This window comes from Pseudomonas sp. SW-3, from assembly GCF_016615645.1.
Taxonomy (GTDB): Bacteria; Pseudomonadota; Gammaproteobacteria; order Pseudomonadales; family Pseudomonadaceae; genus Aquipseudomonas; species Aquipseudomonas mandelii.
The window spans coordinates 4,965,383-4,979,849 of record NZ_CP067098.1 but is presented as its reverse complement, the minus strand read 5'-3'; the positions used below and the strand labels follow the sequence as shown (position 1 = coordinate 4,979,849).

Below are 14,467 nucleotides of genomic sequence, written 5' to 3'. Positions count from 1 at the left end.
ATGATGCGATACATAGTTACCGCCTCTCGCCGCCCATCCAGCGTTAACCTGCGTTCATCTTATGGAAGAGAGAACGTCATGGACGACACCACCTCCGCAACACCCGCACCCTCCGTTTACCTGCTGTCTCCCGAGCAAATTGCCGGCCCGTATTTCCGCAATCCGAAACTGATCAGGCGCAACATCAGCGAGAGCGCCGATGGCATTCCCCTGGTGCTGCGATTGTCGATTGTCGATGCCATGACGGGGGAGCCGGTGACCGGAGCCCTGGTCGATATCTGGCATTGCAATGCGCGCGGTGCGTATTCGGGCTGGAGCAAGGTCGATCCGGACCAGGAAGTCGATGTCGGGGACATCGGCTCCATCCCGCGCACCGACGACGACACCTATCTGCGAGGCGGACAATTCACCGACAAAAAGGGCATTGTGCGGTTTACCACCATCTACCCGGGGTTCTATGCCGGCCGTACCTTGCACATTCATGTCGCCGTGCGCATTACGTCCGGCAACAATTACCTCGACGAACGACACGTCGCCTGGGTCGGTCAGCTCTACTTCCCCGAACCCGCTTCACGTTCGGTGCTAAACGCCCGGGACTACAGCGGCCGATCGGTCTCGCCGTTGAGCAACAATGAAGACACTTATTACCGCGAGCAGGCTGGCGAGGCTTCGACATTGACGGTCCACACCCTCGGTCGAGACTCGAACGAGGATGGCTTTTTCGGGCATACGACCATCGGTATCGACACGTTCGCCGCTTCGACGCAAATCAAGCCGGAGGACTTCGACAAATACACGGTCTGACGTCAGCGCAACTCGCTCAGCGCCCTGGCCAGCAGATCCATGTCGGCAGCGGTGGTGGTGAGTCCCGGTGTAATGCGAATGCAGGGCCCGCTCGCCGCGCCACTGCGGACCACGGTGAACAGGTTGTAATCGCTGAGCAGCCGCTCGACCATCGCCTGTTGATCGGTATGCCGGGTAAAGCGCATCGAGGTAATGCCGCAATACAGTCGCGGGTCATCGGGTGTCATGATCTCGATCCCCGGTAACTCGCGAACGGCGCTGACCCACCGGTTGCGCAGGTAATTGAGCCGTGTGCTCTTGGCAGCGGCCCCGCCCATGGCGAGATGCTCCTCGAACACCAGCGGCAGCGTCAGCAGGGCCGGGATGTTCGGTGTGCTGTAGGGCGTGCGGGCGCGGATATCGGTGACCGGGAAGTGCATCTCGCCCATGTCTGGGTCGATGTCGGCCAAACGCTCGGGGTCTATATAGATAAAGCCCAGCGTCAGGGGCGCGCCAATCCATTTGTGCAGGTTGAAGCCGGCGAAAGAAACGCCCAGTTCATCCAGATTGAACTCGATCTGGCCGAGGGCGTGCGCGCCGTCAAGGATCACGTCGATGCCGTATTCTTTCGCGGCAGCAGCAATGGCCTGCACGGGCATGACCAATCCGGTGCGATGGGTGACATGGGTCAGGGCCATCAATTTGAGCTTTGGATAACGCGCGAAAGCGTCGCGATAAGTCGCCAGCAAGCTGTCAAACGTTGCAGGGTGCGCGTGGTCGATTTCGATCACTTCCACGCCGCGATGCCGCGCCAGCCAACGCATCGCGCCTTTGACCGTGTCGTACTCCAGATCGCAAATCAGCACCTGATCGCCCGGCTGAAGGCGATTGTAATTGCGGATCAACGATTGCAGGCCGTCCGACGCGTTACGGGTGAGGGCCACGGTGTCGACTGGAACGTCGATCAGGCGGGCGAGCTGCGCCCGGATCTCGAGACTTTCGATCTGTTCGAAACGCTGGCGTACATGCACCGAGTTGCTGCGGTTGATCAGCTCGATATTGCGCTCGTACTCCTCGACCACGGTGCGCGACATCCGTCCGAAGTAACCGTTTTCAAGGTTGATGGGCCCGGGTTCGACCGAGTAGCGGTCGGCAAAGGTTTTCCAGAAATGTTCATCACGGGCGCGACGGGTGTTATCGGGCATGAGCTACTCGGCTTTTTTGATGACGATGTCAGTGGCGCGGGGCAGGTTTGCCGTGTTTGGCGCGCAGCGGTTCGAGCAGGTCCGACAGACCGTTGTGGTCGATCTCCTGCATCAGGGCCAGCAATCCGCCCAGCTCACCGTGCGGGAATCCTTCACGGGCGAACCAGTTCAGGTATTGGCCGGGCAGGTCGGCAATGATGCGACCCTTGTATTTGCCGAAGGGCATTTCACGGGTGATCAACAGTTCGAGCTTTTCAGGGTTCATCTATCGGTCGTCTTGATTCATCAGGCTGGAAAATACAGGCATTCTGCATGCAGGCCAATTGACAGTTCATGCAAAAAAAGCGGATACAGATTTGGTCGCTATAACTAACTTATTGAAATATAAGGCATAAATTCTCAGTTCGAAGCTGGCATGCAGGGTGCAATAGCTATTGCATCTTTCATCAACCCGCAAGGAATTGAAAAATGACCGACATGAATAAAGAAGCGATCTCTGTACTCAACGACCTGATTGAAACCAGCAAAGACGGTCAGGAAGGGTTCAAGACTTGCGCTGAAGACATCAAACACCCTGAACTCAAAACCCTGTTCGTGCAACGCTCCGCCGACTGCGCCACCGCCGCTGCCGAACTTCAGAGTGCCGTGCGTTCGATGGGCGGCGATCCGGAAACGTCCACCAGTGTCAGCGGTGATCTGCACCGTCGTTGGGTCGACGTCAAAGCGATGTTCACCGGCAAGGATGAAGAAGCCGTGCTGAACGAAGCCGAACGCGGTGAAGACCATGCACTGAAGGCTTACAAAGAAGCCCTCGAAAAAATCAACAAGCACAATCTGGTGGGCATTCGTGACCTGGTTGAACGTCAGTACCACGGCGTGCAACGCAATCACGACCAGGTAAAAGCCCTGCGCAACCAGGCTCGCGCACGCTCTTAAGCGTTCGTAGCCTGTCAAAAACGCCAGCCAGTCTGGCGTTTTTTTGTGTCTGGGATTTAACGCTGGACGGAATATAGATAGCTCGCTAATAATTTGTTTTTCAAGTGACTTCAGTGAACCCGACTATCGTTAAAAACGTCCTTTCAAGAGTCTTTTACGTGCCTATCACTTTGCAGGCTTTGTTTGCGCCTGACCGCCGCGCCCTACAGTTCGCAATCAAAACCCTGATCGGTGGCGGTCTGGCCCTGTGGCTGGCATTGCGCTGGGGGCTTGAGCAACCCGCCTGGGCATTGATGACGGCGTTCATCGTCGCTCAGCCATTGTCTGGAATGGTGGTGCAGAAGGGGCTGGCACGGCTGCTGGGCACGCTGGTCGGCACGATTATGTCGGTGGTATTCATGGGCTTGTTCGCCCAGACGCCTTGGCTGTTTTTGCTGGCCTTGGCGTTGTGGCTCGGGTTGTGTACGGCGAGTTCAACGTTGCTGCGCAGTGCCTGGTCCTATTCATTTGTGCTGGCCGGTTACACGGTGGCGATCATCGCATTGCCGGCCATTACCCATCCGCTGACGGTGTTCGACCAGGCCGTGGCGCGCTGCACGGAAATCTGTCTGGGCATCCTGTGCGCCACGGCGGCCAGCGCGTTGCTGTGGCCGATGCGCGTCGAGCGACAACTGGCGGATCAGGCGCGAGCCGCCTGGAACAGCGGGATGAATGCTGCGCGTGCAACGCTGGCCGGCGATGCTCAGGCCCGTAAGGGGTTGCTGGAAATCCTCGGGCGAATCGTCGCGGTCGATGCCCAGCGCGAACATGCCTGGTTTGAAGGTGGCCTGGGTCGGCAGCGGGCACGAGCCATCAGCGGCTTGAGCCAGAAGCTCTTGATGCTGCTGCGCATTGCCCGTTCGGTGCGCCGTCAGTGGAAGCAACTGGAACCACAGGAAGCCGAGCAACTGTCGCCGTGGATGACCGAGGTTCAGGTTGCGCTCAGCGGCGACGATACGGCGACCCTGCAAGCGTTGCGGCCGAGGTTGCTCGATGCGTCCCATGACCCGCACATCAGCTCGGCGCAGAGTTATTGCCTGGCCCGTTTCACCTTGTTGCTCGATACCGCGATGGCGGCCACTGCGGCGATGAAAGCGGTGGAGGAGGGGCGCGAAACGGTCGATCCGCCACGCACCCTGGCGCCGCACCGCGACCTGTCATTGGCGCTGGTGTTTGGCGCGCGTAGTGCCCTGGCGTTTCTGGTGGTGTCGTGCTTCTGGCTGGCGACGGCCTGGCCCGCCGCGTCGGGCGCCCTGGTGCTGACGTGCGTGGTGTGCAGCCTGTTCGCCAGTCGAGAGAACGGTGCGCAGATCGGCATGAGTTTTATGCGTGGCATTTTCCTGGCGATTCCCGCGGCGTTTTTCGTCGGGCAGATTCTGCTGCCGCAATGGAGCGGATTTGCCTTGCTCTGCATGGGCATGGGCGTGCCGTTGTTTTTCGGTGCGCTGGGCATGGCCAAGCCGCAGATTGGGGCCACGGCGACTTCGTTCTGTCTGCATTTCATCGTGCTGGTGTCGCCGCTGAACGCGATGAAATTCGACGTCGCCACGTTCTTCAACAGCGCCCAGGCGATGGTGGTCGGTGTCGGCGCGGCGGTGCTGGCGTTTCATTTGCTGATCCTGCGTAACCCGGCGTGGCATGGCCGCCGCTTGCTGGCAGCGACGCTCGACGATCTGGTGCGGCTGACCCGACGTAACCTGCGGGGTGCCGAAAGCTGGTTTGGCGGACGCATGGCCGACCGCTTGCTGCAACTGGCGCGGCACTATCCCGAGTTGCCGGAACCGGCGCGCAGTCGCTGGGATGACGGCTTGCTCGGCCTCGATATCGGCGATGAATTGTTGCATCTGCGGTTGAGCCTGGCGGTGGCGCAAGTGCCGGTCAGCGCACCGCAGCGGCGTTATCTCGAGCAGTTGGAAAAAGTCCTTGAGCAGGGCCCTGCGGGCAACTGCGCCGATGCGCTCGAACGACCCAGCGCAGATTTCTTGAAGACCTTGTACGCGTTGCCACCCAGCGACGCGGTGAAACTGGCTCAGGGCGCGGTGCTGCAACTGCAGAGCAGTTGGCGCGCCTGGTGCCGTCAACAGGAGCAAAGCCATGGGCTTGCGTGAGTGGTCGGTGGGCGGCGTGCTGCTCAGTCCGTTTTTGATTTATGTGCTGCTGGCACTGCTGGTCACCGGAGCCTTGCGCATGCTGTTGCGCCTGACACCGGTCGGCCGCTGGATCTGGCACGAAGCACTGTTTGATTGCGCCTTGTACGTCTGTGTATTGACCCTGATCACCGTCGTCCTCGGACCTTTATAAGGAGTTGAACATGCGTACCCCCGTACGTGTCGCGGTAACCCTGTGCCTGGTGGCGGTGGCGATCTTTGCCGGCTTCCATTTGTGTCAGTACTACATGCTTACGCCCTGGACCCGGGATGCGCGGATCCGCGCCGACGTGGTGGTCATCGCCCCGGACGTCTCGGGGTGGGTGCGTGAGCTCAAGGCGTTCGATAACCAGCCGGTCAAGGCGGGCGACCTGTTGCTGAGCATCGATCGTGACCGGTTCGAAGCGGCGCTGGAGAAGGCCCAGGCGGTGGTGCAGACCCGCCAGCAACAACTCAATCTGCGCGAACGCGAAGCCAGTCGCCGCGCCAGCCTCGGGCCGCAAGCCATCAGTGCCGAGCTGCGCGAGAACGCGCAAATCAACGCCGGTATCGCCCGGGGTGAATTGCGTGAAGCTCAGGCGGAAGCCAAGGTTGCCGAACTCAATCTGGCGCGCAGTCAGGTCCATGCGCCTCGCAGCGGCCACATCACCAACCTGCGCCTGGCCCAAGGCAATTATGTGAACGCCGGGCAACCGGTGATGGCATTGATCGATGATTCGACCTTCTATGTGCAGGCGTATTTCGAGGAAACCAAGTTGTCGCGGATTCGGGTTGGCGATCCGGTGAAGATCTGGTTGATGAGCGCGGGAGAAGCGCTGGACGGGCATGTGGAAAGCATCAGTCGCGGGATTACCGATCGCAACACCACACCAGATGGGCAGTTGTTGGCGGAGGTAGAACCGACGTTTAACTGGGTGAGGCTGGCACAGCGGATTCCGGTGCGGATCAAGATTGATAAATTGCCGGAGGGCATGAATCTGAGTTCGGGGATGACGGCGAGTGTGCAGGTAAGCGAACGCTAAATACGCTGCGCCGCAATCATTGTGGCGAGGAAGCTTGTCGGAACGCCACACCGTCCCGCTCGGCTGCGAAGCAGTCGTAAAAACTAACGCCGCGGTTGATCAGATCAAACGCGGCGCCTGATTTGCTGCGCACCCCAACGGGACGGTGCGGCGTTCCGACAAGCTCCCTCGCCACAGGTGAGAGGTGAATCAGCCGATGCTGATCGCCGGCAGGGTAGGCAGCGTCACCGTCTGCTGCTTGCGCGGCGCCAGAATCTCGGCCTCGCCATCGACTACCAATTCATCGCGCTGGTTAAACACCCGCGTGGCGATCCGCACACGAAACTTCGGCAGTTTCTCGAGGATTTCCAGGCGCACGGTCAGGGTGTCGCCAATCTTCACCGGCTTCTGAAAGCTCATCTGCTGACCGATATAAATAGTCCCCGGCCCAGGCAACTCGCAAGCCACGGCAGCGCTGATCAGCGCACCGCTGAACATGCCGTGAGCGATGCGCTCCTTGAACATGGTGCCGGCGGCGAATTCCGCGTCCAGGTGCACCGGGTTGTGATCACCCGACATCGCGGCGAACAACTGAATGTCGCGCTCTTCGACCGTCTTGCTGTAGCTGGCGGTCTGGCCGACTTCGAGGGCTTCGTATGGGGTGTTGGTAACCTGGGTCATCTGTTTCAATTCCTGTGACGAATAAAAAATCCACAAAAAAACTATTCCGATCTGGGTGGCCGGCGGTGGCTCAGCGCCTGGGCGATCCAGTTCAACACGTCATTGATCACTTCATCGCGGTTGCTCTCGTTGAACAGTTCATGCCGTGCCTGCGGGTAAATAGTCAGTTGCAGGTTCTGGCTGCCGGCCGCGCGTAGTGCATCGGCCAGATCCTTCAGACGTTTGCCTTCGCTCACCGGATCACATTCACCGCCAATCACCAGCAACGGCAGGCCCGGATCAATCTGAGCGAGATTGGACGCTTTGCTGATTTGCTGCAACCCACCGAGCAAATCGATCCACAGCTGATTGGTGCAACGAAAGCCGCAGAGCGGGTCGTTGGCGTACCGATCGACTTCCGCCGGATCGCGGCTGAGCCAGTCGAACCGCGTGCGCACCGGTTTGAATTTTTTGTTGAACGAGCCAAACGACAGCCACTCGATCAGCGCACTGCGGCCCTTGGGCCCCTGACGCAGTTTTTCGACACGGGCAATCTGACGTGCCGCGCGATAGAGCGCGATGGGCTGGAAGTTCGAACCGCTGAGCACCGCACCGTGCAGGCTGGCGCTGTGATGCAGCAGGTAGGCCTGGGCGATGTAGCTGCCCATGCTGTGGCCGAGTAGCACGATCGGCACGCCAGGATGTTGCTGGCCGATGTGCTGGTTGAGGCTCGCCAGATCGCCAACCACTTTGCACCAGCCATCGTCATCGGCGAAATGGCCGAGCGTCCCGTTTTCGGCAGTTTTGCCATGTCCACGCAGGTCCGGCGCGTAGACACCGTAACCCTGCGCGCAGAGTTTTTCCGCCAGGCGGGCGTAGCGACCGCTGTGTTCCGCCATGCCATGGGCCAGCAGAATCACGGCTTTCAAAGGCGGATCGGGCAGCCACTGGTTGACGAAGAGGCGGCTGCGGTCACTCGCGGTCAGCCAGAAAGTGTCGTGGATCATGGCGATTCCTTTGCATGGGGCTGCCGGGTATGAAAATAGCCTCGATGCATTGTATAGCGCATCCAGCGCTTGCCGTCTGATCAGGCCACGCCGCTGCAGCAAGATTCACGCGGTCAATGACGCCCATTGGCATATTTGCCTGATTCGCCATAGCTGCTAGTGTCCGTGAAGCCCCGCTTTTACAAAAGTGACAGAAAAGCGGCCCGGATAGGCTCAGGTAAAGAGGACAAGAACAATGCAACCTGATTTCTGGAATGACAAACGCCCGGCCGGCGTGCCCCTGGATATTGACCTTGGGGCCTATAAGTCGGTGCTTGAGGTGTTCGAGCGTTCCTGCAAGAAATTCGCTGATCGCCCCGCCTTCAGCAACATGGGCGTGACCCTGACCTACGCCGAACTGGAACGCTACAGCCTGGCGTTCGCCGGTTACCTGCAAGCCCACACCGACTTGGTGCCGGGGGATCGCATCGCGGTGCAGATGCCCAACGTTTTGCATTACCCGATTGCCGTGTTCGGTGCCTTGCGCGCCGGGCTGATCGTGGTCAACACCAACCCGCTGTACACCGCGCGGGAGATGCGTCATCAGTTCAAGGACTCCGGTGCCCGGGCGTTGGTGTACCTGAACATGTTCGGGGCCAAGGTCCAGGAAGTGCTGCCCGACACCGACATCCAGTACCTGATCGAAGCGAAGATGGGCGACCTGATGCCTGCCGCCAAGGGTTGGCTGGTCAACACGATGGTGAGCAAGGTCAAGAAAATGGTCCCGGACTATTCCTTGCCCCAGGCGATTTCCTTCAAGAGCGCGCTGCGTCTGGGCCGGGGCCTGGGCATCAAGCCGCTGAACGTCAGCCTCGACGACATCGCGGTGTTGCAATACACCGGCGGCACCACCGGCCTGGCCAAGGGCGCGATGCTGACCCACGGCAACCTGGTGGCGAACATGCAACAGGCGCGGGCATGCCTCGGACAGTTCGGCAGCGACGGTCAGCCATTGCTGCGCGAAGGTCAGGAAGTGATGATCGCGCCGCTGCCGCTGTACCACATCTATGCCTTCACGGCGAACTGCATGTGCATGATGGTGACCGGCAACCACAACGTGCTGATCACCAATCCACGCGACATCGGCGCCTTCATCAAGGAGCTGAAGAACTGGCGGTTCTCGGCACTGCTGGGGCTTAACACGCTGTTCGTTGCATTGATGGATCACCCAGACTTCAAGACCCTGGATTTCTCCAGCCTCAAGCTGACCAACTCCGGCGGAACCGCGCTGGTCAAGGCCACCGCCGAGCGCTGGGAACAGCTCACCGGCTGCCGCATCACCGAGGGTTATGGCCTGACCGAAACCTCACCGGTGGCCTGCACCAACCCCTACGGCGACAAATCGCGGATCGGCACGGTCGGCCTGCCGGTGCCGGGCACCACCCTGAAAGTGATCAACGATGAAGGCGTCGAGCAGCCGCTGGGCGAGCGAGGCGAACTGTGCATCAAGGGCCCGCAGATCATGAAGGGCTACTGGCAGAAACCGGAAGCCACCGCCGAGGTGCTGGATGCCGAAGGCTGGTTCAAGTCCGGCGATATCGCGGTGATCGACCCGGACGGTTTTGTGCGCATCGTCGATCGCAAGAAAGACATGATCATCGTCTCGGGCTTCAACGTGTACCCGAACGAGATCGAAGACATCGTGATGGCTCACCCGAAAGTCGCCAACTGCGCGGTGATCGGCGTGCCGGACGAGCGTTCGGGGGAGGCGGTGAAGCTGTTTGTGGTGGCCCGCGAATCAGGGGTCAGCCTTGAAGAGCTGAAGGCGTACTGCAAGGAAAACTTCACGGCGTACAAAGTGCCCAAGCACATTGTGTTGCGGGAGTCGTTGCCGATGACGCCGGTGGGCAAGATCCTGCGGCGGGAGTTGCGGGATATCGCGTAGTCGGTGAATGGCCGCGCTTCGCGCGTTCGCGGGCAAGCCTCGCTCCTGCAGGTTCGTGTCGTTCATTAAGTCAGCGAACGATGCGAGCCTGCAGGAACGAGGCTTGCCCGCGAAGCTTTTAAACATCTGAAGCCCCCGGTTTCACAGGCTTTTCAGGGGTGTATAGAATTTTTGCTCTAAAATGACCGCTAGCAATTCTTGAGTCACAATTGTGACCGTAGAGGCCGCTTTTGGCTCTAGTCGACCCTTGGCAAAGCTGCTACTCTCGGCGCGCTTTGTGACGTCTCGGGCTTATGAAAGCGCTAGATTCACCGACAAACACACACCAATAATAATCGCATCAAATGCGGTGCTGAATTCGCGTTGCTGAGGAGTGGGCTTCCATGAACGAAGACTTTTGGAAGGATAAGTACCCTGCCGGGATTGCTGCCGAGATCAATCCAGACGAGTATCCGAATATTCAGGCAGTGTTGAAACGTTCCTGCCAGCGCTTCGCCGACAAACCGGCATTCAGCAACCTGGGCAAGACAATCACCTACGGTGAACTGTACGAATTGTCCGGTGCCTTTGCCGCTTACCTGCAACAGCATACCGACTTGCAGCCGGGCGATCGAATCGCCGTGCAACTGCCCAACGTGTTGCAGTACCCGGTCGCCGTGTTCGGTGCCATTCGCGCCGGGCTGATCGTGGTCAACACCAACCCGCTGTACACCGCGCGGGAAATGGAACACCAATTCAACGATTCCGGTGCCAAAGCCCTGGTCTGCCTGGCCAACATGGCGCATCTGGCCGAAATCGTCGTGCCGAAAACCGGCGTCAAGCACGTGATCGTCACCGAAGTGGCCGACCTGCTGCCACCGCTCAAGCGCCTGCTGGTCAACAGCGTCATCAAGTACGTGAAGAAGATGGTCCCGGCGTATCACTTGCCCAAGGCGATCAAGTTCAACGACGTGCTGAGCAAGGGCCACGGCCAGCCAGTGGCTGAAGCCAACCCGGCCAGCAGCGACGTTGCCGTCCTGCAATACACTGGCGGCACCACCGGCGTAGCCAAGGGCGCGATGCTGACCCATCGCAACCTCGTGGCGAACATGTTGCAGTGCAAGGCGCTGATGGGTTCCAACCTCAACGAAGGCTGCGAGATCCTGATCACGCCGCTGCCGCTGTACCACATCTATGCCTTCACCTTTCATTGCATGGCGATGATGCTGATCGGCAACCACAACATCCTGATCAGCAACCCGCGCGATTTGACGGCGATGGTCAAAGAACTGTCGAAGTGGAAGTTCAGCGGCTTCGTCGGCCTCAACACCCTGTTCGTGGCGCTGTGCAACAACGAAGCGTTCCGCAAGCTGGACTTCTCGGCGCTGAAAGTCACCCTGTCCGGCGGCATGGCCCTGCAACTGGCGGCAGCCGAGCGCTGGAAAGCGGTCACCGGTTGCGCCATCTGCGAAGGTTACGGGATGACCGAAACCAGCCCGGTCGCCACCGTGAACCCGATCCAGCACATCCAGATCGGCACCATCGGTATTCCGGTTCCATCGACCGTGTGCAAGGTCATCGACGATGCCGGCGTTGAACAGCCGCTGGGCGAAATCGGCGAACTGTGTGTGAAAGGTCCGCAAGTGATGAAGGGCTACTGGCAGCGTCAGGACGCCACCGATGAAATGCTCGACAGCGAAGGCTGGTTGAAGACCGGTGACATCGCGCTGATCCAGCCGGACGGCTACATGCGAATTGTCGATCGCAAGAAAGACATGATCCTGGTCTCCGGTTTCAACGTTTACCCGAACGAGCTGGAAGATGTGCTGGCGACCCTGCCGGGCGTGCTGCAATGCGCGGCCATCGGCGTGCCGGACGAGAAGTCGGGCGAGGCGATCAAGATCTTCATCGTCGCCAAACCGGGCGTGACGTTGACCAAGGAGCAGGTGATGGAGCACATGCGTGCCAACGTCACCGGTTACAAGGTCCCGCGCGCCGTGGAGTTCCGCGATGCGCTGCCGACCACCAACGTCGGCAAGATCCTGCGCCGCGAATTGCGCGACGAAGAGCTGAAGAAGCTCAACGCCAGGAAAGTCGGCGCGTAACAAACAAAAAGCCCCGCAGATGCGGGGCTTTTTGTTTGCAGCGATATCAGAACTGCTTTTGTGGCGAGGGAGCTTGCTCCCGCTCGACTGCGAAGCAGTCGTCACCCAGTCGATGGAGTTACACCAAAAATACCGCAGCGTCTGTTTTGGGGTCGCTTCGCGGCCCAGCGGGAGCAAGCTCCCTCGCCACAGGGGATGTGTAAAGTTACAGGCGAAACGGCGCGAAATTGACGTTGGTGCCCGCCGGACGCATGTCCTGCAGGTACGAGTCCTTGTCGGCGCTCAGTTCCAGGCTCAAGGCGGCCTTGCGCTTGCCTTCGTTGCGCACCACCAGGCCTTCAAGCTTCTCGCGCAGGAATACCGTCGGCACTTTCAAGTGCAGCAGTTCGTCGGTTTCCGGCGTGTGCATCAGCAGGTGAACCCATTCGTACTGACCAATGGCCAGGCGCGCCACCGGGATATCGAACCACCAGATGTTGCGGTTGCGGTTCAGTTCGGTGAAATGGCAGTTGTTGACGCCAAGCACAGCACCGCCGAGTTCCTGGTTTCTGCGGGCAATGGCCTGCTTTTTATCGAGTTTCATAACATTCCTACGGGATTGGATCTTCAGCGCCATGGCCTGAATACGTTGCGCATTCTCGGGGGTTGGTCGGCAAACATAAAGCCCAACCTGCACTGAACGATGAAATGTCGCCGTGAAAATAAATGAAACTCCGTGCAAATGCCCCCGGTCAATCTTTGTGTAACGACTTTTTCCGTTGAATTGTTCACAGGAGAAACACCATGAGCAGCACTGGCGATAAAGTAAAAGGCATGGCCAACGAAGCCGCCGGCAACGTCAAGCAAGGCGTCGGCAAGGCCACCGGTAATGACAAAATGCGCGCCGAAGGGGTCGTGCAGGAAAGAAAAGGCGAGGCCCAGCAAGCGGTCGGCAAAGCCAAGGACGCGATTAAGAAAGGCGTCGACAAGGCTTGATTCGGCCTTTGATGAACAACATGAACGGCCATCCACGGATGGCCGTTTTTGTGTCAGCCTGAACTTGCGCACGGAAATTGTTTCAAAGTCGCCAAGTAGGCTACTTTGATGTAGAAAACGGCCCCTGAGTCGCCTCGACTTCAACCCAACCTGCGGCGAAAGGAGACGCTAATGTTTTTCCCCCACATGAAAGGCCTGCGCCTGCACCGTGTCATGATGCGCACGGTCACCGAGTTCGTCGACGATGAGATGTCGACCTATGCCTCGGCGCTGGCTTATCAAATGCTGTTTTCGCTATTTCCCTTCATCCTGTTCCTGATCGCTCTGATCGGTTTCCTGCACCTGCCGGACTTCTTCTCGTGGCTGCGTCTGCAATCGGAACTGGTCCTGCCGCCCCAGGCGCTGGAACAGGTGAACCCGGTGATCGACCAACTCCAGCAGTCCAAGGGTGGCTTGCTGTCGATTGGTATCGTGATTGCCCTGTGGACCGCATCCGCTGGCGTGCGGCTGATGATGAGCGCGATGAACGCCGCCTACGACGTGGTCGAAGGCCGGCCCGCGTGGAAGCGTTTTCCGCTGTCGATCATCTACACCGTTGGCATCGCCGGCATGCTGCTGATCGCCGCCGCGTTGATGGTGCTCGGGCCGCAACTGATGGGCTGGATTGCCGCGCAAGTCGGCATGGAAGACTTCATCGTGACCCTGTGGACCATCGTGCGCTGGCCCGTGGTGGTGATTTTGCTGATGGTGGCCGTGGCGCTGATTTATTACGTCATGCCGGACGTTAAACAAGAGTTTCGTTTTATCACCCCAGGTTCGGTGCTGGCGGTGGTGGTGTGGATCCTTGCCTCCGTGGGCTTTGGCCTGTACGTCAAGGAGTTCGCCAACTACAACGCCATGTATGGCAGTATCGGCGCGATCATCGTGTTGCTGCTCTATTTTTATATTTCCGCCGCGGTGCTGTTGCTGGGCGCGGAGATGAATGCAGTGATCGAGCACATGTCGACCGAAGGCAAGAATGACGGTGAAAAAGTCCCCGGTGAGCTCGATCACGAACCCAAACACCACGTTTCCGGACTGGGTCGGGATCACTCGATCAAGCCGCACACTGACGAAACCATAAAATGATCCGTGAAATCCTGAAAATGGGCGATGAACGCCTGCTGCGCATTGCTCCGCCGGTGCCGGCCGAGATGTTCGACAGCCCTGAATTGTGGCAACTGATCGACGACATGTTCCAGACCATGGAGAGCGTCGGTGGCGTCGGCCTGGCTGCGCCGCAGATCGGCGTCGATCTGCAACTGGTGATCTTTGGGTTCGAACACAGTGAACGCTACCCGGACGCTGAAGCGGTGCCGCAGACCATTCTGATCAACCCGTTGATCACACCTTTGAACTCGCTGATGGAAGAGGGCTTTGAAGGTTGCCTGTCAGTGCCCGGCCTGCGCGGCGCGGTAGACCGTTATCAGCAGATTCGCTACGAAGGCTTCGATCCCAAAGGCCAGCCTATCTTGCGGATCGCCGAGGGATTCCATGCGCGGGTGGTGCAGCATGAATGCGATCACCTGATCGGCCGGTTGTACCCGTCACGGATTACCGACTTCAGCCAATTCGGCTTTACCGAAGTGATGTTCCCCGACCTCGACCCTGACGCTGACGACTGAGGCGAAAACACCACAAACCACGATGGGAGCGAGCCTGCGCGC

At 59.3% G+C, this 14,467-nt stretch carries 15 protein-coding genes; 10 read left to right on the top strand and 5 right to left on the bottom strand.

The annotated features are described in order from the left end of the window. Positions 1–78: 78 nt before the first annotated feature. Positions 79–804 (top strand): intradiol ring-cleavage dioxygenase, encoded by a 726-nt coding sequence (locus tag JIO00_RS22425; protein WP_200666864.1) that lies wholly within the window; start codon positions 79–81, stop codon positions 802–804. Positions 805–806: 2 nt separating this feature from the next. On the opposite strand, the gene JIO00_RS22420 is transcribed toward JIO00_RS22425, so the two are convergent. Further along, the gene (locus tag JIO00_RS22420; RefSeq protein WP_083375896.1) at positions 807–1,988 is read right to left on the bottom strand and encodes an aminotransferase class V-fold PLP-dependent enzyme; all 1,182 of its coding nucleotides are present in this window, start codon (positions 1,986–1,988) and stop codon (positions 807–809) included. 28 nt (positions 1,989–2,016) lie between these two features. Continuing rightward, positions 2,017–2,253 (bottom strand): DUF3820 family protein, encoded by a 237-nt coding sequence (locus JIO00_RS22415; RefSeq protein ID WP_010457368.1) that lies wholly within the window; start codon positions 2,251–2,253, stop codon positions 2,017–2,019. A 203-nt stretch (positions 2,254–2,456) separates the two neighbouring features. Here JIO00_RS22415 and JIO00_RS22410 point away from each other — a divergent pair, with 203 nt between their 5' ends. From JIO00_RS22410 to JIO00_RS22395, 4 genes are all read left to right on the top strand, one after another. Continuing rightward, a complete protein-coding gene (locus tag JIO00_RS22410) occupies positions 2,457–2,924 on the top strand; it encodes a ferritin-like domain-containing protein (protein WP_010457366.1) in 468 nt (155 codons plus the stop codon). 158 nt (positions 2,925–3,082) lie between these two features. After that, entirely contained in the window at positions 3,083–5,071 is a 1,989-nt protein-coding gene (locus JIO00_RS22405) for an FUSC family protein (protein WP_010457364.1), read from the top strand. Beyond that, positions 5,058–5,264, top strand: a complete 207-nt coding sequence (locus tag JIO00_RS22400; RefSeq protein WP_008151119.1) for a DUF1656 domain-containing protein — start codon at positions 5,058–5,060, stop codon at positions 5,262–5,264. Before JIO00_RS22405 ends, JIO00_RS22400 begins: the two co-directional genes overlap by 14 nt. Before the next feature lie 10 nt (positions 5,265–5,274). Then, entirely contained in the window at positions 5,275–6,132 is an 858-nt protein-coding gene (locus JIO00_RS22395) for an efflux RND transporter periplasmic adaptor subunit (RefSeq protein WP_200666862.1), read from the top strand. 189 nt (positions 6,133–6,321) lie between these two features. On the opposite strand, the gene JIO00_RS22390 is transcribed toward JIO00_RS22395, so the two are convergent. Beyond that, on the bottom strand, positions 6,322–6,792 hold the full coding sequence (locus tag JIO00_RS22390) for a MaoC family dehydratase (protein WP_008151121.1): 471 nt from the start codon (positions 6,790–6,792) through the stop codon (positions 6,322–6,324). A gap of 41 nt (positions 6,793–6,833) precedes the next feature. Further along, on the bottom strand, positions 6,834–7,778 hold the full coding sequence (locus JIO00_RS22385; protein WP_010457358.1) for an alpha/beta hydrolase: 945 nt from the start codon (positions 7,776–7,778) through the stop codon (positions 6,834–6,836). Positions 7,779–8,013: 235 nt separating this feature from the next. On the opposite strand from JIO00_RS22385, the gene fadD2 reads away from it, so the two are divergent. Next, positions 8,014–9,702, top strand: coding sequence for a long-chain-fatty-acid--CoA ligase FadD2 (gene fadD2, locus JIO00_RS22380; RefSeq protein WP_010457356.1), 1,689 nt, complete (start codon positions 8,014–8,016; stop codon positions 9,700–9,702). A gap of 383 nt (positions 9,703–10,085) precedes the next feature. Beyond that, on the top strand, positions 10,086–11,786 hold the full coding sequence (fadD1, locus tag JIO00_RS22375) for a long-chain-fatty-acid--CoA ligase FadD1 (protein ID WP_010457354.1): 1,701 nt from the start codon (positions 10,086–10,088) through the stop codon (positions 11,784–11,786). A 205-nt stretch (positions 11,787–11,991) separates the two neighbouring features. Here the strand turns inward: fadD1 and JIO00_RS22370 are convergent, their stop codons facing one another. After that, entirely contained in the window at positions 11,992–12,369 is a 378-nt protein-coding gene (locus tag JIO00_RS22370; RefSeq protein ID WP_010457352.1) for a hypothetical protein, read from the bottom strand. A 200-nt stretch (positions 12,370–12,569) separates the two neighbouring features. On the opposite strand from JIO00_RS22370, the gene JIO00_RS22365 reads away from it, so the two are divergent. From JIO00_RS22365 to def, 3 genes are all read left to right on the top strand, one after another. Beyond that, on the top strand, positions 12,570–12,761 hold the full coding sequence (locus JIO00_RS22365) for a CsbD family protein (RefSeq protein ID WP_010457349.1): 192 nt from the start codon (positions 12,570–12,572) through the stop codon (positions 12,759–12,761). Between the two features lie 171 nt (positions 12,762–12,932). Further along, positions 12,933–13,889, top strand: a complete 957-nt coding sequence (locus JIO00_RS22360; RefSeq protein WP_010457347.1) for a YihY/virulence factor BrkB family protein — start codon at positions 12,933–12,935, stop codon at positions 13,887–13,889. Further along, the gene (def, locus tag JIO00_RS22355) at positions 13,886–14,425 is read left to right on the top strand and encodes a peptide deformylase (protein WP_010457345.1); all 540 of its coding nucleotides are present in this window, start codon (positions 13,886–13,888) and stop codon (positions 14,423–14,425) included. Before JIO00_RS22360 ends, def begins: the two co-directional genes overlap by 4 nt. Positions 14,426–14,467: the final 42 nt, after the last annotated feature.